The 21,577-nt window shown below is 50.5% G+C and carries 16 protein-coding genes; 5 read left to right on the top strand and 11 right to left on the bottom strand.

The genetic code is table 11. From position 1 onward, the window contains the following. Positions 1-45: 45 nt before the first annotated feature. The gene (locus tag A3842_RS32900) at positions 46-147 is read right to left on the bottom strand and encodes a YjcZ family sporulation protein (RefSeq protein ID WP_208619463.1); all 102 of its coding nucleotides are present in this window, start codon (positions 145-147) and stop codon (positions 46-48) included. Between the two features lie 226 nt (positions 148-373). Between A3842_RS32900 and A3842_RS07810 the strand changes: the two genes are divergently transcribed. Continuing rightward, the gene (locus tag A3842_RS07810) at positions 374-2,089 is read left to right on the top strand and encodes an ABC transporter ATP-binding protein (protein WP_074100994.1); all 1,716 of its coding nucleotides are present in this window, start codon (positions 374-376) and stop codon (positions 2,087-2,089) included. Between the two features lie 310 nt (positions 2,090-2,399). Here A3842_RS07810 and A3842_RS07805 read toward each other — a convergent pair whose 3' ends face one another. Continuing rightward, positions 2,400-3,152 (bottom strand): AraC family transcriptional regulator, encoded by a 753-nt coding sequence (locus A3842_RS07805; RefSeq protein ID WP_074100993.1) that lies wholly within the window; start codon positions 3,150-3,152, stop codon positions 2,400-2,402. Positions 3,153-3,282: 130 nt separating this feature from the next. Between A3842_RS07805 and A3842_RS07800 the strand changes: the two genes are divergently transcribed. Then, positions 3,283-5,544 (top strand): FAD-dependent oxidoreductase, encoded by a 2,262-nt coding sequence (locus A3842_RS07800; RefSeq protein ID WP_074100992.1) that lies wholly within the window; start codon positions 3,283-3,285, stop codon positions 5,542-5,544. A gap of 699 nt (positions 5,545-6,243) precedes the next feature. Here the strand turns inward: A3842_RS07800 and A3842_RS07795 are convergent. Together A3842_RS07795 and A3842_RS07790 are read right to left on the bottom strand one after the other, a co-directional pair. After that, positions 6,244-7,689 (bottom strand): DEAD/DEAH box helicase, encoded by a 1,446-nt coding sequence (locus A3842_RS07795; RefSeq protein ID WP_074100991.1) that lies wholly within the window; start codon positions 7,687-7,689, stop codon positions 6,244-6,246. A gap of 36 nt (positions 7,690-7,725) precedes the next feature. Continuing rightward, complete coding sequence (locus A3842_RS07790) at positions 7,726-8,388, bottom strand: HD domain-containing protein (protein ID WP_074100990.1); 663 nt, start codon at positions 8,386-8,388, stop codon at positions 7,726-7,728. A 274-nt stretch (positions 8,389-8,662) separates the two neighbouring features. Here A3842_RS07790 and A3842_RS07785 point away from each other — a divergent pair, with 274 nt between their 5' ends. Together A3842_RS07785 and A3842_RS33745 are read left to right on the top strand one after the other, a co-directional pair. After that, positions 8,663-9,937, top strand: a complete 1,275-nt coding sequence (locus A3842_RS07785) for a histidine--tRNA ligase (RefSeq protein ID WP_074100989.1) — start codon at positions 8,663-8,665, stop codon at positions 9,935-9,937. Next, positions 9,934-10,077, top strand: coding sequence for a GNAT family N-acetyltransferase (locus A3842_RS33745; RefSeq protein WP_143186203.1), 144 nt, complete (start codon positions 9,934-9,936; stop codon positions 10,075-10,077). Before A3842_RS07785 ends, A3842_RS33745 begins: the two co-directional genes overlap by 4 nt. Positions 10,078-10,097: 20 nt before the next feature. On the opposite strand, the gene A3842_RS07780 is transcribed toward A3842_RS33745, so the two are convergent. The 4 genes from A3842_RS07780 to A3842_RS07765 form a co-directional block, all read right to left on the bottom strand. After that, positions 10,098-11,246, bottom strand: coding sequence for an amidohydrolase family protein (locus tag A3842_RS07780; protein WP_074100988.1), 1,149 nt, complete (start codon positions 11,244-11,246; stop codon positions 10,098-10,100). A 218-nt stretch (positions 11,247-11,464) separates the two neighbouring features. Further along, a complete protein-coding gene (locus A3842_RS07775) occupies positions 11,465-11,731 on the bottom strand; it encodes a CD3324 family protein (protein ID WP_074086043.1) in 267 nt (88 codons plus the stop codon). 274 nt (positions 11,732-12,005) lie between these two features. Continuing rightward, a complete protein-coding gene (locus A3842_RS07770) occupies positions 12,006-13,304 on the bottom strand; it encodes a helix-turn-helix domain-containing protein (protein ID WP_074100987.1) in 1,299 nt (432 codons plus the stop codon). A gap of 205 nt (positions 13,305-13,509) precedes the next feature. Next, positions 13,510-15,534, bottom strand: a complete 2,025-nt coding sequence (locus A3842_RS07765; RefSeq protein WP_256701578.1) for a methyl-accepting chemotaxis protein — start codon at positions 15,532-15,534, stop codon at positions 13,510-13,512. A gap of 809 nt (positions 15,535-16,343) precedes the next feature. Here A3842_RS07765 and A3842_RS07760 point away from each other — a divergent pair. Continuing rightward, the gene (locus A3842_RS07760) at positions 16,344-17,903 is read left to right on the top strand and encodes an IS1182 family transposase (RefSeq protein ID WP_074100985.1); all 1,560 of its coding nucleotides are present in this window, start codon (positions 16,344-16,346) and stop codon (positions 17,901-17,903) included. 153 nt (positions 17,904-18,056) lie between these two features. Here the strand turns inward: A3842_RS07760 and A3842_RS07755 are convergent, their stop codons facing one another. The 3 genes from A3842_RS07755 to A3842_RS07745 all read right to left on the bottom strand — a co-directional run bounded on the left by A3842_RS07755 (position 18,057) and on the right by A3842_RS07745 (position 21,540). Next, on the bottom strand, positions 18,057-19,016 hold the full coding sequence (locus A3842_RS07755; RefSeq protein ID WP_074100984.1) for a radical SAM protein: 960 nt from the start codon (positions 19,014-19,016) through the stop codon (positions 18,057-18,059). A 213-nt stretch (positions 19,017-19,229) separates the two neighbouring features. Continuing rightward, positions 19,230-20,474: a stalk domain-containing protein gene (locus tag A3842_RS07750; protein ID WP_074100983.1), complete on the bottom strand. Its 1,245-nt coding sequence runs from the start codon at positions 20,472-20,474 to the stop codon at positions 19,230-19,232. Between the two features lie 115 nt (positions 20,475-20,589). Then, positions 20,590-21,540, bottom strand: a complete 951-nt coding sequence (locus A3842_RS07745; RefSeq protein WP_074100982.1) for a nucleoside hydrolase — start codon at positions 21,538-21,540, stop codon at positions 20,590-20,592. Positions 21,541-21,577 lie beyond the last annotated feature (37 nt).

The raw sequence follows: 21,577 nt of genomic DNA, 5'->3' as shown, positions 1-21,577 counted from the left end.
AACCAGTCTGTGGGACTGGCTTTACATTTGGAGACACATCACTAATTATACCCAGAGGGATTTAGAAATGATAACGAGCAGGATGAACAGTACCAGAATTGCGCCAGTGGAAGTAAATGCACCGTATCCTCTTCCATTTTCACTCATGTAAATTCCTCCTTTATGCTTGTATACACTACACTATGTACATAAAGCAGCTGAGGATTGGGTGATTAGACAAAAATACGCAGGTACTGTTTCGTTCTCCACTTAAAATATCTTTCCGTTGACAAAACACTTCACCCTCTTTAGTATCCTTAACATGAGGTTCTTATTGAGAATGACTCTCAACAGTGAAATATCACTATACAGAACAGAAATGAGTGAATAAGAGATGCTGCGTCGTTTTTTTTCCTATTACCGTCCATACAAAAAATTATTTATTCTCGACTTCACCTGTGCGGTGGGAGCCGGTCTGCTGGAGCTGGCATTTCCAGTGGCGGTTAATAAATTCATCGACGAATTGCTGCCCGGGCAGGACTGGCCGCTGATTCTGATCGCTTGCATCGCCCTGATGGCCATTTACGCGCTAAATACCGCAATGCAATATATTGTAACCTACTGGGGGCATATGCTGGGGATCAACATCGAGACCGATATGCGCAAAAAAATGTTCGATCATATTCAGAAATTATCCTTCCGGTTCTTTGACAACAACAAAACCGGTCATCTGATCGGCCGGATTACGAATGATCTGAACGATATCGGCGAGGTGGCGCATCATGGGCCGGAGGATGTGTTCATCGCCGTGATGACCCTTGTGGGCGCATTTATCCTGATGGCCGATATCAATCTCAAGCTGGCGGTTATTACCTTCATCATTGTTCCGCTTATGGCCTGGATCATTATCCATTTTGGCCGTAACATGACCTCCACGTATCACCAGCTTTTCAGCAATGTGGGCAATTTCAATGCCCGGATTGAGGACAATGTCGGGGGAATCCGCGTGGTTCAATCTTTTGCCAATGAGGAGTATGAGAAACAGCTGTTTGCCGTCGACAACCAGATGTTCCGCAAGACCAAGCTCATGGCGTATAAGCTGATGGCCAAAAGCTTGTCAGTCAGCTATATGATGACCCGTCTGATTACGATCGTCGTGATGGTCTGCGGTGCCTGGTTCTTCATTCAGGGTGAGCTTGAGATTGGCGAATTTGTTGCGTTTATTCTGCTGTCCAATATCTTTTTCCGGCCGATTGACAAGATTAATGCGGTCATTGAGAGCTATCCAAAAGGCATTGCCGGTTTCAAACGCTACCTTGAGGTCATTGATACAGAGCCCGATATCGCCGATCAGCCCGGCGCTGTGGATGTCCACGCCCTCCGCGGAGATATCGTCTTTGACCGTGTCAGCTTCGGTTATGATCCGGGCCGTCCGGTGCTGGATGGCATCAGTCTGAAGGTAAATGCCGGTGAGACCATTGCTTTCGTCGGGCCCTCCGGCGCAGGTAAAACCACTATTTGCAGCCTGCTGCCCCGCTTCTATGATGTGACCGGCGGCTATATTTCCATTGACGGAACCGATATCCGCAGCATGAAGCTGAATGCGCTGCGGAAGCAAATCGGGATTGTGCAGCAGGATGTCTTCCTCTTCTCCGGCACGATCCGCGAGAATATCGCCTACGGCAAACTCGATGCCGAGCTGCCGGAAATCTGGGAGGCAGCGAGACGCGCGCATCTGGAGGAACTGATTAACGGCCTGCCTGCCGGAATGGATACCGTTATTGGCGAACGCGGTGTGAAGCTGTCCGGCGGGCAGAAGCAGCGGCTCGCCATCGCCCGGATGTTCCTGAAGAATCCGCCGATCCTAATTCTGGACGAAGCGACCTCGGCACTGGATACGGAGACGGAAGCCGCGATTCAGCAGTCGCTGGCGGACCTGTCTGTTGGACGGACAACCCTTGTGATCGCCCACCGTCTGACAACCATCAAAAATGCTGACCGGATCATCGTCGTGAACGAGGACGGCATCTCCGAGGAAGGCCGTCACGAGGAACTGGTAAATGCCGGAGGCACTTACAGCCGCCTGTATCAGGCGCAGTATAATGCATAGGCGAAAGACTTCATAAAGTCAAACGTCCTTACAGAATGTCTATCTGTAGCTCTTCATGAGCATGCTGAACAAGCAAAACCTTCCGTGAGACGCCTCAGCATAAAGGCGATTACGGAAGGTTTTTTGTGGTGTAATATCATATAAGTCTTAAACAGCTTATGGGCGCTACGCCCGAATAATGAGATGCGTAGCGCGGCAGCAGGTACAGCAGTTTATAGCTCCAGACCCGGCCCGACCCGATTACTTTTTTTAAAATCAACGGTATTCCCCAAGGTTTTGCAGCCGAAAAAGTCACCTTCTGGCCTCTCCGCTATACCCTGTGCCGCTTCCGGTACTCTGCCGGACTCATTCCAGAGGCGTTCGTAAACACTCTGCTTAAATAAAATCCGTTCTCATAGCCGCAGCGTTCGGCGATCTGTGCCAGGGTTAGCTCACTGTCCTTCAGCAGCGTGCGTGCTTTGCTTAGACGTATGGATTTCAGGTACGAGGATGGCGTCTCCCCGAATGCTTCACGGAACCGCCTAGTCAGCTGCACAGGACTCAGTCCCAGGCTCCGCGCGGTGTCCAGCAGACTTAACGGTTCCCAGGCCTGTGCAGTAATAGCCGCTGCCGCATCCGCCATCAGGGCATCTTCCGTAAATTTGCCCACCCCTGCGGCCTCTCTGCTCTCCATGTGGTACAGCTGCCACAAATCCGCAACGAGGTGCGTTTTCCATCCCAACGACTCAGGGCTGCTGTCCTCGGCAAGCTGGCGCAGATAGGCATAAGTGGAGCTCAGCCGTTTCGTGTCATTCAAATGAAGCAGACCCGGAGGAAGCCGGCATCCGGCATCCGCAGTGAACTGGATATAATGAAAGGTCAGGGGCGTGACCGTTTCCCGAACGAAGGGGACTCCCGGCGGACAGACCACTAGATCTGCAAATCCCGCTTCCCCCGAGTGTCCGCCAATCTCAAAGCGGAACACACCCTCTTCAACAGCAAAAACCACCCATGCTTCATAGCGGTCCCACGGCAGCGCAAACTCTCTCTTCTGCCTCCAGTAGATATGGTCCAACAGTTCCATGCCCCGCCTCTCCGATCTGAAATAAAGTATATGCTAAATGATAAATACATGCATTTAAAAAGTAAAGTGACAGCTTCATTATGAAACTATAGATATGTTCAAATATCAACCGATATGAGGTGCTGTAGGGATGAAGCAGGAGCTAGTGAACAATGACATTACGGTGATCGGGGGCGGATTGGCCGGGGTATGTGCAGCCATCGCAGCAGCCCGACTGGGGCAAAAAGTGGCGCTGGTGCAGAACCGCCCCGTGCTCGGTGGCAACTCCAGCAGTGAGGTGCGTGTCTGGGTCTGCGGAGCAACTGCACATGGTACGAACCGATATGCACGCGAAACCGGTATTATGGGCGAGCTGTTCATCGAGAACCAGTACCGGAACCCCGAAGGCAATCCTTATGTATGGGATTTGGTTGTGCTGGAGGCCGTCAAAGCTGAAGCGAATATTTCACTCTATCTAAATACAGATATTCATGAGGTAATGGCTGAAGGCCCGGAGCATGACCGGACGATCACCGCCGTGGTGGGCTGGATGATGGCCTCGGAGCGGCGGATCACGTTCAAGAGCAGCCTGTATCTGGACTGTACAGGCGATGGATTGATCGGCTTTCTGGCCGGGGCCACATTCGCCCTCGGCCGGGAAGCCCGCAGTGAATACGGCGAGGAGTGGGCTCCTGAAATTGCGGACGGGATTACGCTTGGCAGTACCATTCTCTTTTATACGAAGGATACGGGGGTACCGGTAAACTTTGTTCCGCCTTCCTTTGCCAAGGATATCTCGGAGACCACGATTCCGCTCCGCCGGGTTATTAAAAGCGGCGACTCCGGCTGCCACTACTGGTGGATTGAGTGGGGCGGCGAGCACGACACGGTGCATGACAATGAAATGATCCGTGACGAGCTGTGGTCGGTCATCTACGGCATTTGGGACTATATCAAAAATTCCGGCAAGTTCGGCGCGGAGAACATGACGCTGGAATGGGTCGGCTCCCTGCCCGGCAAACGTGAATACCGGAGGTTCACCGGTGACTACGTGCTGAACCAGAATGATATTATCGCCCAGCGCGGGTTCGCGGATGGGGTGGCCTTTGGCGGCTGGTCGATCGACCTCCATCCCCCGCAGGGGATGTACGCTGATGCCAGCGGCTCAAAGCATATGCATGCGGACGGGGTGTATCACATCCCCTTCCGATCCCTGTATTCCGTAAATGTGCGGAATATGCTCATGGCCGGGCGCAATATCAGCGCCACCCATGTCGCCTTCGGCACGACGCGGGTGATGGCAACTTGCGCCGTCATCGGCGAAGCCGCCGGCACCGGGGCGGCGCTCGCCAGCCGCCTAGGCCTTACGCCGCGCGAGCTGCAAGCGCGGCACCTGCCGGAGCTGCGGCAGACGCTGCTGCGGCAGGACGCTTCGATCATCGGCCTGCAGAGCAGCGATGAAGCAGATCTGGCCCGGAAGGCGCGGGTAAGCGCCTCTAGCGCGCGCTGCGCGCTCGGGCTGACGCAGCCGGGCGAAGCCTGGCCGCTGCGCAGGGATGTTGCCGTGCTATTCCCGGCAGACCCGGGAATCCACGGCTTTGAGCTGCTGCTGGACGCGGAGCAGGCAGCGGAAGTGACGGCCGAGCTGTGGGACACCGGCCGCGGGGAGAATTACGTGCCGCATACCTTGCGGGCACGGGCAACGGCACCTGCCGGAGCCGGGCGGCGGCAGTGGGTTGCCTTCGATCTGCAGTGGCAGCCGGAGGTGCCGCAGAACGCTTTTGTAGTCATCAAGGCGAACCCTGCGGTCAGCCTTCATCATTCGCTGGAGCCGCACAGCGGCGTGCTGGTCTTCTTCAAGGATGAGCACCCGCAGATCTCGAAGGATCTGGAGGACCACTCGACGGATCAGCTCGTCGTCCTCTGGAAGATGAAGGGCCAGGCCAGGCGGCCGTTCTGCTTCCGGCTCAGCTCACCGACGGCGGCGTTCGCGGCGGACAAAGCTGTGAACGGCTATCACCGCCCGTTCGGCGGTCCGCAGCAGTGGATGTCGGAGCCGATCACGGCCGGTAAGCCGGAATGGCTGCAGCTGGAATGGGATACAGAGCAGAGTATAGCCGAGATTCATCTGACCTTCAACGATGATGTGAACGAAGATCTGGTGAATCTGCACCATCACCGCACCCCTTTTACGGTCATCCCCGAGCTGATCCGTGATTACCGGGTGGAAGCCCAGGGTGCTGGCGGACAGTGGACGGAGATTGCTGGCGGCACCGGCAACCGCAAACGCAAAGTAATCCATCTGTTGCCGGAACCTGTGCAGGCACAGCGTATAAGAGTCCTCATAGACGCAACCAACGGAAGCCGGCACGCGGAGCTAATCGAGATCCGGGCGTATAAGGAAGCTCACTAAACCTTCAATCTGCGGCAGCTGCTAAGTAGTAACAGAAATATTAATTTACTGGGCATGCTGAGCACGAGGGACAGTTTAATTTACTGGAAACCAAGTACGCGGCTAAAAAGCTAGGTGGAAAAAGGTTCACTAATTCTGAGGTATACATGCACTTCAGCATGCTAGGTGGAAAAAGGATCATTAATTCGCCTGTTGAACCCTCTTGCCGGGTATTTGGTTAAAACAGGTCTACTTTTTCCACATAAAAGTCCAAAAAAGTTTATTTTCCACATATTAAGTTTACTTTTTCCATCTATTTCTCCGTTACTAGGACGGGAGGCTTGAATACGTGAGATTCACTTTAAGAGTTTCGAGGGGCTTTCCGGGGGGCGGGGGGTGCAGGTCCTTAGTTTGATTAAGTAAACGGACCCACATCTACGGGAATACAGAACAGAACGTGAACTTGAGCATGTCAGGCTCATACATGAGGAATGCCTCGATATTCAATGAGCTTCCTCAAATATCACTATGCCTTCTCAAGTTCTTTGAAATAAAACGAAGCCTCCGCTTTGCCCATAAGGCTATGCGGAGGCTTTTTCATACGGCAATATATTAATGGTTCTGCGTAATTACCGGTGATATCTGTTAGCTTACACATCTACGTCCATACGGACATCAACTGTATACATTGGGTAGCTACTTAACGGATTGCCAGCTGCTCTACTTCTTCGCAAGATGCACCTTCAGCAGCTTGCCCTTCACTGTTGTGTCCTTCATCGCCTGCAATACCAGCGACCCTTTGCCGTTCAGGATATCCACGTAGGTTACATTATCCTGGATCGTGATGATCCCGATGTCTTCAGCGGTGATCCCTTCCAGCTTGGCAATGGTGCCGACGAAGTCAACAGCTCTTAGCTTCTTTTTCTTGCCTCCGTTGAAATAGAGCTTCATGATGTCCTGGTTCATGACCTCGGTTTTGCCCTTCTTGCGGACCTGCTGTTTGCCCAGCTTCTCGTCAAAAGCAGGTTTGGCATAAGCCACGGCATCCTCCGAAGGAGCTTTCATCACCGGCAGGCTGAAGCCGATATAGCTCTCAATGTCTTTCACCCATTTGTGCTCGTTCGGTGTAGCGAGGGTGATGGCTTTGCCGCTTTTGCCTGCACGTGCGGTGCGTCCGGTACGGTGTACGTAGCTCTCTTTTTCCATCGGAATATCGTAGTTGATCACATGGGTGATGTTCTCAATATCAATGCCGCGTGCGGCTACGTCAGTAGCGATCAGATAGCGGAACTGGCCCCGTTTAAAAGCGTTCATCACCTCAAAGCGCTCGTCCTGCATCATGCCTCCGTGAATTTTGTCCACCGGGTACTCCAGATCGGCCATCCCCCGGAACAGCGCGTTCACCTGATCCTGTGTCCGGCAAAAAATAATGCAGCTGTCCGGGTTCTCCACCGTAAGCAAGTCGCATAAGAGGCCAAACTTCGCAGCTTGTCTCACTTCAATCAGTGCATGCTCAATCGTCGCTGTCGTGATGCCGCTGGCTTCAATCTCAATGTCCACCGGCTCCGTCATATATTTACGGCACAGGTTCTTCACTGCATCCGGCAATGTGGCGGAAAATAACATTGTAACGCGATCACGGGGCAGCTTCTGGATAATCTGCTCGATCTGCTCAATAAAGCCCATGCTCAGCATCTCATCCGCTTCATCAATCACCAGATATTTAATCCGGTTCAGCGGCAGCGTACCGCGCTCGATATGGTCAAACACCCGTCCCGGAGTGCCTACGACGACATGTGTTTTTTGCGTAAGTTCAATCTTCTGCGGCGCAAAAGGCTGCTTGCCAAACAATGCGACCGCCTTGATCCGCTTGAAGCGGCCAATATTGGTAATATCCTCTTTGACCTGTGCAGCCAGCTCGCGCGTCGGCGTCAGCACCAGAGCCTGGGGCTTGTTCTCCGCCCAATCCACCAGCTCGCAGAGCGGGATGCCGAATGATGCGGTTTTGCCGCTGCCGGTCTGTGATTTAACAATCAAATCCTGACCTTTCAGGGCTACAGGAATGACCTTACTCTGGACCTCAGTCGGCTCCAGATAGTTCAGTACGTCCAGCGCGCGGATAATCTCTTCATTCAAACCATAATCTCTAAATTGCAATTCACTCATGTAGTTGTTATTCCTTCCATATTGTGCATTCTATTATTATAACAGCTTCTGGCCCCCTTGATTCCATTCCTTATAAAATTGCTCTAAAAAGCTCAGCATGAACCCATGCCGTTCCTCCGCCAGCTTGCGTCCGTAGGCAGTATTCATCAAATCCTTCAATTTCAGCAGCTTTTCGTAGAAATGATTGACCGCCGTACCTTTGGAATAGTCGCGGTACTCCTTCTGTAGAGACTCATCACGCGGAGGAATCTCCGGATCATAGACCGGGCGGCCTTTAGCCCCTGAAAAAACCATCACCCGTGTAATCCCGATGGCACCCAGTGCATCCAGCCGGTCTGCATCCTGTACTACCTGTCCTTCGAGTGTGGACATGGGTTCGCCTCCGCCGCCGCTGAAGGACATCGTTTCAATAATCTGCATGATGTGCCCGCTCTGTTCCTCATCGTTCAAATGCTTCTTCAACCAGTTATGTACTTTATTTAGGCCCGCTTCTTTGGACGGGTTCAGCTTCTCATCCGCCACATCATGCAGCAGCGCGGCTACTGTGCAGATAAACACATCCGCATTCTCCATCTCCGCGATCAGCGCCGCCGTGTTGCGCACACGGTCCGTGTGGAACCAGTCATGGCCGGTTTTATCCTGTCCCAGCTGCTCTTTGGCAAAGTTCTCGGCCTCGGCAATGATTTGTGTATCCTCCATAAATGATTCTCCCTTGTTATTGAAGTTATTATTCGATATAATGTGCAGTAATCCAGCCTTGAAGGGACATGATTCGCATGAATAGCATAACCATCATACTGAATCAGCTTCATCATCACAAGCAGCGTTAGCACTCCTGAACATTTTTCAGGGAGGGCTGACGCTTTTCGCGTTTGGCCTCCCTGCCGCATATCAAGCGCGCGGGACCAAAAGGTCCGGCGCGTTTTTTGTTTACAATGGGCAATACACAAAAAATAATAAGGAGCTGCTAAACATGCAGAATGTTAAAGGTACCTATGATTATTTCGGCCGGGAGCAGTCCATCCGCCAAAAAGTCCGCTCCACGCTAACCGAACTGTTTGAGCTGTATGATTTTGAGTCAATGGATACAACCCTGCTCAATGAGCTGGAGCTGCTGACCTCCAAATATGCGGGAGGTGACGAGATTCTCCGCGAGATGTATCAGTTGACCGACCAGGGCGGCCGCCAGCTGGGGCTGCGCTACGATCTGACCATTCCCTTTGCCAAGGTGATCGCCCTGAATCCGGGCATGGAGTTCCCATATAAACGCTATGAGATCGGCAAGGTGTTCCGGGATGGACCGGTCAAAAAAGGCCGATTGCGCGAATTCCTGCAATGCGACGCCGATGTGGTGGGCATCGCCGGCCCGCAGGGAGAAGCAGAGCTGATGCAGCTCGCAGCGGAGGCCTTCCGCAGACTAGAGATTCCTGTCATCCTGAAATGGAACAACCGGTGCTTCCTTGGCGAGATACTGGAAGCAACTGGAGTTCCGCTTGAAGATCACCTGTCCGTGATGCTGACACTCGATAAGCTCGCCAAAATCGGCAGCACCGGGGTACTTGCGGAGCTTATGGAGAAAGGACTGACTCCGGCTGCTACAGGCAAGCTTAAAGAACTGCTGGACATGGATGCCCCTTCATTGGATGAGCTTGCGGTAAAATATGAGCTGGACGGAAAGCCAGGCCTGCTGGAGGTGCTGGCCTTGCAGCAGCTGATCGCAGGAATCGGACTTGCGGAGATCTGCGTCTTCGATCCTTTTCTGTCCCGCGGCCTGTCGTTCTACACGGGTACCGTTTATGAAATCTTCGACGCTTCCGGTGCCTATACTTCCAGTCTTGGCGGTGGAGGAAGGTATGACTCTATTATTGGCAAGCTTGTGGGACGAGATGACATCGAATATCCTACAGTGGGCATCTCCTTCGGCATGGAGTCGATTATGGCGTTGCTGGGAGAACGGCCTATCCGGGAAGAAGCTTCAGGGGTACTGGTTATACCGATCGGGGAAGTTATGCCGCAGGCGTTGACTGCCGCCGCAGCACTTCGCGCTGCAGGCATCCACACTGCCGTGGATACCGGTAAACGCAAGCTGAAGAAAACACTGGCCGCAGCGAATACGAAGGGCATCCGCTACGTTATACTGATCGGAGAAAGCGAAGCTGCTGACGGCAAGCTCCGGCTTAAAGATATGTCGCAGCAAAGCGAAGAGCTGGTCACAGTAGAAGCGGCAATTGCACAGATTGCCGAATAACCGGAGCGTCCAGCGGACGCTCTGGAGCGGCCGTACGTGAGGAATACCACCGCAAGGGCATTGGCAAGGAGCTGGTGAACGTGTTGATCAGACAATTGGGTAGGAGGCAATGCTGTTGTTATCTGCCCCGAACGCGATGAATTATTATCCGAAGCTGGAGTTAGCAGAATCTAATATTGCCTTCTTTCATGACGAATTTAACCTTTCGAAGATTGTCTATATTGGCAAGTGGATCTCCTTCAATAACAAATAGATCAGCCTTCTTAGCAGTTTGGATAGTCCCAATCTCGTGAGACAGATTACATATCTTTGCACCGACTGAAGTTGCCGCTACAATTATTTGCATCGGTGTGAGACCAGCATCGCCTAACAAGCGGATTTCTTCCCATGGCATTCCTAACCTATACCATGGTTTTTCTTCTTCAACAAAGTCATCACCCAAGCCGATCTCCCCACCCGCCTGGACAAACCTTCGGACATTGTCCAGCCCTTGTTTTAAAAGAGGGGCTCCAAATTTGTCTTGAAACATCTTTAATACAGTGAGTGTAGGTACTATTCGAACGTTTTTTTCTACCATCTGACGTATCAAGTCATCATCTAAACGGTCATAGATCATGTGTGCAGCATCGTGAATTCCCGAATTCACTAGAATCCGGAGATTTTTGGCGTTGGTTACATGAGCAGACACATGGGCTCCCATTTCCCTAGCTTCCTTACAAATGGTTTCCAGAATCTCCTGATTAAGCTTAGGCAGGCCGAACGTACTGGGGTCATATCCATCTTCAAGAGCGGTCTTTATAAAGTGAATCCCTTTTTCTAATACCTCGCGAACCTTAAGCCTGGCTTCTTCCACATTTCCAACACCGATGGGTTCTTGCCCTCCATATCCCCCGGGAGCCGTAAAAACTTTACCTGACGTGATAAGTCTGGGAAAAAGCACACTATCCAGCCTGTTCGAATGTGCTATAACATCATCAATCGTTGCATTTGTAGTCATTCCCTCGTCGCGGATCGTAGTAATTCCCTCTTCAAAACATGCAGTTAAATACTCTTTATGGTACCCATGAAAAGGCTCATTCTGCAAAAATTTAAAGCTGGTGTGCGCATGTGTATGAATAAATCCTGGTAACATCACAAGTCCATTCAGGTCTATTTCTTTTACCTTTCCATTCTTAAACTGGGTATCCCGATATTCTGTTATGGTACCGAATCTACCGTTTACAACTTCTATTGTTGCATTTTTTATCGGCTGCCTACCCGTTCCATCGATTAAAGTCACGTTTGTTAGTAACAATGTTTCGTTTCTCATGGTAGAGTAACTCCTCAGTGAAGATTGTTTTTCATCCAGAGAAAGTATATTACACAATAATTACTAGACGAAGATACTATTTCGTTATAATTCGTTTTTTACTTACTTTTAAATCTACTCTTTTCCATGTCCACGAATGAATTTAGTATCGACCGATACCACCTCATACTCACATAAACAAGCCGCATCGGCAGAAATCCGGTGCGGCTGTTTGCTGTCTACTTTTTACCATAGACGATTTTTTTGATGCTGTCGCAGGACAGGCAGAACTGTTCTGCCAGCTCCTGGGTGGTGAGGCCTGAGGAATACTGCTTCCTAATTTCTTTATTACGGTTGGAGAGATACGTTCTGCCGCCGGAGTGCTCACCCCATTTGGCCCGTTGCCCTTCCGGTTTAGGCACATACAGCATTCCGCCGTGCATATATTTCTGGATTTCCTTCAGTAACTTTTCCGGTAGTACAATATCTGCATTTACATATTTCATGGTAGCTCCGCTCCTTAAAATTAATGAACTTTTTAAGGTAGCAAAGTCTACTGTACAAACAACGATTCCCTATCCATGAATCAAAGCGGCGTCTTACCTTCAGCTCTATACAAACAACCGCTGTTGTTGTTCATCCGTAGACTTTGCATAGAGCTGAACCCTAATCTTCTCATCCAATACCCTCCTCTCCTTAACCCTAGGCATTATAACTGAATACCTTTTCCTTATACTACCATTGATTGGGTTAAGAAAAAAAGGGTAGCGTCTCCTGCTTTCAGTTCCGGGCATGCCGCTTCACATAGCGCTCCCGGTAATCCTTGGGGCTTCTGCCGCTGTATTTCTTGAAGGCGCTGCAGAAACCGGTGAAGCTGGAATAGCCGGTAAACATGGCAATATCGGTCAGCTTCAGCTTATTTTCCTGCAGCAGCTGCTCGGCCTCGGCCATCCGCAGTCTTGTAACATAATCGTCCATGGGAATGCCGACATGCTGCTTGAACAGCCCCGACAAATACGTCTCATTGAAATGAAATCGCTCTGCCAGGGACGAAAGATCCTGCTCGCAGCAAAAGTGCTCCCCAATATCTTTTCGGACTGCCTCGATCATATGCCGGCCGCTGGATAAGCGGATCTTCTGCACTTCATCCATCAAAAGCAGCGCCAGTTCTTCAATCTTCTCCCGTATCCCTTCACGCGACTGGTAATCGGCAATGCTAATCTGGCATTTCCATAAGTACTTCTGCACTGCAGAGCTGCCAAGCTCGAACTTTTGGGCAATCGAACTGAATACCAGAAGCAGACGCAGCGCCAGAAAGGTAAATACAAACATGGGTGCATCCCTTTCGCTGTTGAAAAGAGCATCAAGGTGCATTCGGAAGGCATTCATGTCCATATTTTCGATCACTCGGGCCAGCATCCTTTCCACCTCAGGCGTAAAAAACTGCATCAGCTCCCGTACCTGTCTGCTTTCACCTTCCGCTTCCCTGTAATTGGGACTCTGGTTCCAAGAGAGCATACATGAGGTATAAGCATTCTTTAACCGCTTCAGCCCCTTCACTTGCTCTCCAATCCCTGCTGCACATTCCAGCCTCAGATTACTGGCAGTACTCTGCTTCAGTTCCTCTATGAACCGATGTGTTTTATGGGACTGCTCCGGTCCTGATTTCAAAATAACGAGAAAGTACATCAGCGCAGAGTTAAATTCATCTCTGAACGGATAGATTCCCTTCCACCCGGAGGACGTCTCCCGGCAGAGCTTCTGAAACGCCAACTTCAGCAGGGCCTTCCACTCCTGGCGGTCTGTCCCTTTTTCTGAGGGCACTTTGATCTCCAGGGCGGCAATCTGCAGATTCAAATCATTTGCTGTCAACGGATTCAGCTGCAGTTGCTGCAAACGTTCTCTAATAACGGCCATACTATTCCATTCATCCTTGATTAACTGCAGTAAAAAGCTCTCCTGCAACAGCTGCAGCGCTTCATTCCCGCTTGACGCTTCCGAGGCAATCCGGGGACCCAATACTTCCCAATCCACTTTGCCGTTGATGCTGCTGCGGATTCCTTCACCATCTACAAGCATGCTCTCAAATATGATCCTCACTCCTTGGTATCAGTATGGACCAATAACCTGAGATGTATTGCTGTTCCCTGTTCAAAAAAACAAAAAAAGGACCCCGCCGGAGACCGGCGGGGCCAAAGATTATATTAAAGGGGGGTTATGAAATCAATATATACCCGCAAGCTTAAATCCAGATGAAAGTAAGGTAAAGATTGCATTAAACCGCTTAAATCTTGAATTTCTCCACTAATCCCTGCAGTTCTTTTGCACTTTGCGTATTCTCATCGGCCATCGTTGCTTCATGCAAGGTTTTCTCTACGATATCTGCCGTTTTCTCAGCAATATCCTGCACGCCGATGGCCCCTTCATTTACAGTAGCCGCAACTTCATTAATCGCAATCGCTACACTGGACACGGTCTCACTCAAGTGGTCGGCGGCTTCTCCGAACTGATTCATCAGCTCGTCAATAGCAGAAGCGTCACTGTTATATTGCTCACTGACTTCTGCAAGACGCTCATAATCTCCCAAAACATTATGATCGATAAACTCAAGTATAGCCTCGGAATTGTCCTTCATTTGCTCGACAGAAGAATATACATTCTTGACAACTCCTTGAATACCTGCCGCTGTTTCGGAGGACTTCTCGGCCAGCTTGCGGATCTCGCCCGCTACCACAGCGAATCCCCGCCCTGCTTCTCCGGCCCGTGCCGCCTCAATCGCAGCATTAAGTGCTAGCAGATTGGTCTGGCTGGTAATAGAGAGAATGGTGTCCGCCAGTACGTTGATTTCATGAATCGAGCCTGACTGCTTAATGGCCTTCTCCATCTCCACACGCACGGATTCATAGATCCGTTTGGCATTGTCTATAGACTCAGTGGCGTCATGCTGCAGCGCAAGCGCCCGCTCGGTAATCTGACCGGACACACCGGCACCTTCCTTAACACGCCCCGAAATGCTGCGGACATTACTCTCGATCTCATGAATAGCTGCCGACATTTCCTGCGTAGAGGCTGCGGTTTCTTCCATCCCCGCCGACAACTGCTCTGTTGTAGCCGAATTATCATGGGCATTCTCCCGTACGTCATCGGACAGCTTCTCCAGCATCTCCGCATTGTCCAGCACCTTTGCGGAAATGGTAACCAGGCTGCCGGCCATTTCCCTCAGCACCGACCGGGTATGGAACATCGCTTTGGCGATGGTTCCGGTTTCGTCTTTATTTTTCAACAGATACTCGTATTGCGAGTCGTATTTAAGATCCAGCTCCGCGGTGCGGTTAATCATTTCTGTCAGCTTAATGATCGGCGAAGAGATCCGGGTAGCCACAGTGATTCCCACGAGCAAGGTCAGCAGCAGACACCCGATACCCAATAAGATAATATAGTTCGTCATGTTGTCAACAGGCTTCATAATCTCGCCAAGATCACCTGTCAGCACCAGTGTCCAATTCGTTACCGGCAGAACGGTAAAGGCAGCTTTTTTCTCAGCACCCTTGTAGGTATATTGAACGTTGCCGTCTGCAACCTTCTCACCAGCTTTGATCTTTTCTACCACTGCTTTGATCTGAGCATTCTCTATCGCTGTTCCGATCTTGGTTTCATCGGGATGAAACAGGATGTTCCCGGTCTCATCCACAAGGTAGGCGTAGGAGGAGGGCGCATTGGCCACCTTGGCATCAGACAAATATTTAATGATACTATTCGCATTCACTGCGGATGCCACGAAACCGATCATCTTGCCGCCACTCGTTACAGGATGTACAAATGCCAGAACATAGGCCCCTGTTGACTTGGATTTCAGCGTTTCACTGATTACAGGTCCGGCGGTCTTCATCACATTCTTGGTGTAGTTTCTTTCACTGAAGTCTGTTCCGACCAGCTTAGTATCACTATCTGCTATCCCGATCCCCTTCATGTTGGCCACGAACATATGCTCCAGATTGCCTGCATCCTTCACTATCTTTTGAAGTTTGGTATTCACCTCAGCCTGCAGCGGGTCCCCCGTACGGGCCAAATTGCCGTCTTCCGATTTCAGCAGCAGCTCAGCGATTTCCGATTCACCTGCAACGAGCTCCATATTGCGCTTTTCTTTGTCAATCATCGCTTCAATGGTCTGTGCTTTGTTGGTGTTCACCTGCGCCATTGCAGTATCGGTCAGATTCAGAATAGTCTTAGTAGATTTACTGTACGTAAAAACCCCCATTAATAACGTAGAAATCAGTGTAACGACGATCATCAAAACCGAAAGCTTCATCCGAATCTTCATTTTTCTCTACATCCTTTCGCCCTAATCTATATGACTATTTGTTTCCAACCCTGAAGCAGTAACATTTATTACAATAACTATCGGATTCAAGACACAAATAGTTAATATTTCTTGGAGGTTAATAGGGAATAATCTCGAATTTTGTCGAATTTTTAGATAAAATTTTAGGACTTTAGTCATAAGGATATAAACCCTTGAGTATTAAAGACAGTGCATCTCACCTATTATCTCTGGTTGAACGCAAACAAGCACCTTGGACACGGAAGTTCTCCGGCTTAGAGGCTTATTGATCACGGGTATTCAAACCATACTGTTGGCTACCTCTACCACAACCCAGGATAATATCAGGACAATATTCCCTCAAAGCAGTAATTTTTTCGGAGCAGCAAATCCTCTCCAATCCTTGTCCCTTCATCTGTACCGATACATTTGATGATTATACATGAAAACTTTCATTTTGGAATGAAAAAAATCAGAAAAACGAGGGTGTCCCAAAAGCCATGAAATGGCTGCTGGGACATCCCCCTTTGTTTTACGAGGATGTACGTAGACGCTCGTGTGGACGCTCCGCGAACGGACCGTTGTTCCAATCGCTGTTGTCTCCAGATTTTATTTATTCCCCTAAGCGGTGAAAATCCGGAGACAAAGGCGACCGCTGCCGCTTTTCCACAATCAGTCCGTCCTCTCCGCTGTTTAAGCGGAAAATGTTACTACAATCCTTCTAAAATCACAAAAAAAGAAATCGCTCTTTGGTAAAATGGAGGTACCACCCAACCATTTCAAAAGGAGCGATTTCTTTGTACATTCAATATACCATGGACCAACTTTGTCTGCCAATGGATTTAGAAGAGGACATTCCCCCTAACCACCTCGTTCGTGTCGTTAACTCAGCCGTCAATCGGCTGGACGACACCATCTTTGACGCAGCTTACCCTGGCGGTGGCCGCGACAGCTATCACCCTAAAATGCTCACCAAAGTCATCATCTACGCCTACACTCAGCGCATGTATTCTTCTCGCCAAATCGCCAAAGTGGTGCGGGAAAACATCCCGTTCATGTGGCTGGCCGGACGGCAGCGCCCGGACTTCCGCACCATAAACCGCTTCCGTTCACAGCGGATGAAAGATGTTCTTGAAACGCTATTCACCGCCGTCCTTCAATTTCTGGCGGACGAAAAATACGTCTCCCTGGACCATTATTTTGTGGACGGCACGAAGATTGAAGCGAATGCAAATCGCTATACTTTCGTGTGGGGCAAAGCCGTCAGTAAACATAAAGCTAAACTGCAAGAGAAAGTGCACGCGCTATTTGCCGACATTGAAGCCGCAGAGAAACAGGAAGAACAGGAAGACCACGGAAAAGACCTTGCCGAACTCGGCGAATGTTCAGAAATCAGCGGTGCGAAGCTCGAACAAGTGACCCGGGAGCTTGAAGCCCGGCTGCTGAACAAACCCAAAGACAAACCGCTGAAGAAAGCGATCCGGAAGCTTCGCAAGGACCTGCTTCCCCGGCTGCACAAGTACGAGCAGTACCAGAAGCAGCTCGGCGACCGAAACAGCTTCAGTAAGACCGATCCGGATGTAACCTTTATGCGAATGAAGGAAGATCACATGCGAAATGGTCAACTCAAACCCGGTTACAATGTACAGATCGGAACGGAAAACCAGTTTATCTTGGCATATAGCGTTCACCAAAGCAGGGCGGATACACGTTGCTTACAGCCGCATATGGAGAAGGTCAAACAGGTACTGGGAAGACTTCCACAAACGGTTATTGCGGACGCCGGCTACGGTAGTGAAGAAAACTATGCCTACTTGGAAAAAGAAGAAATCCAAGCCGTGGTGAAATACGGTAGCTATCATATAGAAAAGGGCAAGGCGTGGAGAGAAAACATCGGGAAATTCGAGAACTGGACATATGACGAAGTCGAAGATACGTGGACGTGTAAAGCCGGAACAAAACTTCGATTTCGTTATGAGAGTAAGAAAACATTAGATAGTGGATATGAACTCCGGCAACGCCATTACCGCAGTACCGGCTGTCAGGGTTGTCCCCTAAAAGCCGAATGTACAAAGGCTGCTGGAGATCGGGAAGTCACGGTGAGCCTCAAAGGGTTGAGGTATAAACACCAGGCTCGGCAACTTCTTCAAAGTGAAGAGGGATATCGATTGGCGGTTCGCCGAATGATTGAGCCCGAAAGTGTGTTTGGACAACTGAAAAACAACCGGGGATTCCGGCGATTTCTGCTTCGCGGCATGGAAAAAGTGACGCTTGAGGTCGGGTGGCTTTCGCTTGCTCATAATCTGCTAAAGCAAGCCGCTAATGACCAAAAACGTAGAGCAGCGATTCTCCAGTAACGGGAGAATCGCTGCTCTGCTGTCGTTTTACGGTTTTTTTTAAAAAAAGAACTGTCCCTTACGTAGAAAATTCTACTTATGAGACAGCCCCTTGTATAGGATTATTGCCTTGAACTTCCAGCCGCGAAGCAGTTAGAGCTGGCGGAGAACGCTTCAGACACCCTGCGGGAACAAAGCATCAAGCGCCGGGCAAGGCTGTTTGTCAAGGAACTCAGACAGCGGTGCAGGCATGTTGCTGTAGAGATCCTTTAACGAGGTGCCTTTATAAATATTGCCGATAATGACCGGGTGACACAGCTCGGAGATCAGGATATCGCCATTGCCGTGCAGGTGCAGCTGTTTCTTACCTTCGATGCAGTGCGGGAAATATACCCCAGGCTGCTCCTGAAAGCCCAGCGCCTCCATAAAACGGTCCATGCAGGTGAAGTAGAGAGTGGTATCCTCTTTTTTGCGGGCAATCAGCTCACTTACGGCATTCTTCAATTGTTCACGGGCCGCGATCGCCTTCCAGCCGGTATGGCCCATAATAATGCTGTTCTGGATTTCATGGGTTCTGACTCCCAATGCATAGACATGATCGCTGATCTCCTGCATATTATCCTGCGTCTCGCTGAACAGTAGAGTCTCCAGCACCACATCCACACTGGTCTTGGCGAACATCGTGATATTCTCTCTGATTTTATCGTAGATGCTGGTATGAATATTATAATAGCGCGAGAAGGCCTCGGCGGTTGTGAAATTGAAGGAAATATGTATCGTAGTCAGTCCGGCATGGACCAGCTGGCCGATCCGTTCCTCGGTCAGAAGGCTGCCGTTGGAATTCAGCTGAGTCTGAATGCCCCGGGATGCGCAGTAGCTGACAATCTCCAGGCAGTCTTGGAACTTAAGCGTCACTTCTCCGCCGGAAAGACGAACCCGCTTGAGATGGGGCAGCTCCTCCAGGATGCGGATTACTTCTTTGCCTTTGATGCTCTGTCCGTCGTTTCTGTTATAAGCGCAGCAGTAATCACAGCGGAAATTGCAGTTCGAAGTTACCCCAACCTCCAGCCCTTCCAGCTCATACGTTAGCGGTTTGTCCAGTTCAAGTGATTTATATTTCATGCTCATGCTCAATAGTCCTCCTGAAAATAAGATGTCATCGTTGTCTGCCCACAATATAAAGGTTGCAGGTACTACTTAGGTGAACCTTAAAAATTATACAGGTTTGCCGCGCAGGTTAATGTGACATTTGTTGTGATGTAAAAACGCAAAAAACCACTCTATGGTGCATGAGTGGCTATAATGGCTTATATGAATGCAATAGGCATGAAGCAGATTTGGTATTCTTTACAATTCTACCGACTTCCCCATCTCGCTTAACACCGGCTGGCCGATCAGACCCAGACGCCAGATGGCAATGCCCTTAAGACCGTAGCGTTTGGCCAGGCCAATCTTGGCATTGACCGAGGTTTCGTTCTCGCTGTATACCGAAATGCCAAGAATCAGCTTGTCCTTGCTGACCTGCTGTAAGGCAAGACGGATGGATTCATCGACCTTGTTCATCGGCTCCGGTCCGGTCTCACCCTCATAAGCGTAAGCCATAATGACCAGATCGTCGGCCAGAGAGGCCAGCGTCTTGTAATCATATCCTTTGTATGCGCTGTTGAGGGGATGAAGAATAACGGTAAGCTTCAGATTCGCGGCCTTTGCTTTGGCGGACAGATTCTTGACAAAGGTGTTGTATTGACTCTGCACAAGCGCCTTGTCCCCGGTCATGCCAAGCCCCTCCAGGTCGAGGGCAATCCCTTGAAAGCCCTTCTGCGCTGCGGTGTCCACAATACTGGATATCGTCTGCTGCTGAAGCTGCAGATCCTCCATATTCTTGGTCAGCTCCAGCTCCTTGTCGCCTGAATATACCATCAGGTATGGAGCCGTTCCCCCGGCAGCGGCATTCTGAACAATGGATTCTGGTGTAACATCTCCGGCAGCCTGCGGCCACCGGAACTCCGTACCCGAGACCGTGTATTGGCCGCTGCGGTCAATCCGGCTCCAGCCAAAGGCAACGGCATCAAAATCCGGAATCAGCGAAACCTCGCTGTAAGCGCCCTGCGCGTAGAAGCCAAGCGTGTATACATCCTTCTTTGGCGAGGTGATCGAGACCGTCTTTGTAGCCTGATTCCAGGTTACGCCGGCGCCGAACTGCTGACCAAAAAAGCTGAGCGGGATCATCGTCGTGCCGCGGACATTCTGGGGAGCGACGGCCAGCTTCACGGAAGCGCCGTTGACAGAAGCGCTTGTTTTACCCAGAGTAAGAATGACTTTCTTGGTGCCTGAAGTATCCTTATTTGTCGCGGTAATCTGTTTGGCCGCCTGATTCCATTCCACCTTGACACCCAGTGCTTCGGATATCGCCCGGAACGGCACCATGGTGGTCCCGCTCATTACTGCCGGTTCTACTGGAAACGGTAGCGGGTATCCATCGAGTACAATACTTACACCGCCTGCTGCGGCATGAACTCCGTCTGTAGGAAGCGAACTAAAACCTGCCGCTGTAATCGCTGCGCACAATACTATTGTTGCTATACGCTTCATTGCTCTATTCCCCATTCTGTAGGATATGATTTCAAATCTATCAACTGCAATACCTCTATCATTTTACCAAACCAGGTATTTATAGCAAATTAATAGATTGTAACCATAACTCCCCTTACATGAATGCGCTAAGAAAGATCCCCACTGCCCGTTCTGCATCCACATCCACTGCCACCTCGATGAACTCGCCTACCTTGGGCTGAGCCCGGAGATCCGCGACCACCATACCGGCAGTATGCTCACCCTGATGCTCCACGCGCACCTTCATCTGCCGGCAGGTCAGCAGGTCCGGCCGCAGTGCAGCCATCAGCGCCAGCGGATCATGCAGCGGCGCACTGTTGATCAAATAATTGGCTTCCCGGTAAAATTTAAAATAAAACGCTAGGGATTCATCCATAAATTGAATGATGTCCCTGCAATCCTCCCGCCCGAACCGTTTGAGAAGCTCCAAATGTTCTGAAGTAATGCGTGTCTTCAGCGTAACGTCCAGTCCCACCATCAGCACCGGCAGCCCTGAAGTGAATACCCGGTCAGCCGCCTCGGGGTCGCCCCAAATATTGGCCTCGGCAACAGGTGTCACATTCCCCGGCTTAAAAATAGTGCCGCCCATCACGGCTACTTTCTTCAGCTTGCCTGTAAGTTCCGGGTCAAGATCAAGCGCCAGTGACAGATTCGTCAGACGTCCGAGTGTAACCAGCACAATTTCGCCCGGATGCTCATTCGCCAGCCGCACGATAAATTCTGCCGCCGTCTCGTTCACCGGACGCTGGGTTGAAGATGGAAGCTGTACGCCGCCAATGCCGTTGTCGCCATGCACATGGGTGGAGAAACCGGTAAGCTCACGGACCAATGCCCGGGAAGCGCCGATGGCAACCGGAACCTCATACCCTGGATTCGCCAGCGCCAGCAGTCTAAGGGTATTGTCCGCCGCCTGCGCAACATCAATATTGCCAAACACTGTGGTTATGCCTTCAACCACCACGCCCGGAGTCCGCAATGCGTACAGGATAGCAAGTGCGTCATCAATGCCGGTATCGCAGTCTATAATCATTCGGGTTGTACTCATCTCTATGATCTCCACTCCTATGATGTATCTCTATTTG

It is taken from the genome of Paenibacillus sp. P3E (assembly GCF_001909045.1).
Lineage (GTDB): Bacteria > Bacillota > Bacilli > Paenibacillales > Paenibacillaceae > Paenibacillus_AQ > Paenibacillus_AQ helianthi.
The sequence above is the reverse complement of the archived record's forward strand: the minus strand, read 5'-3'. Positions and strand labels throughout refer to the sequence as shown.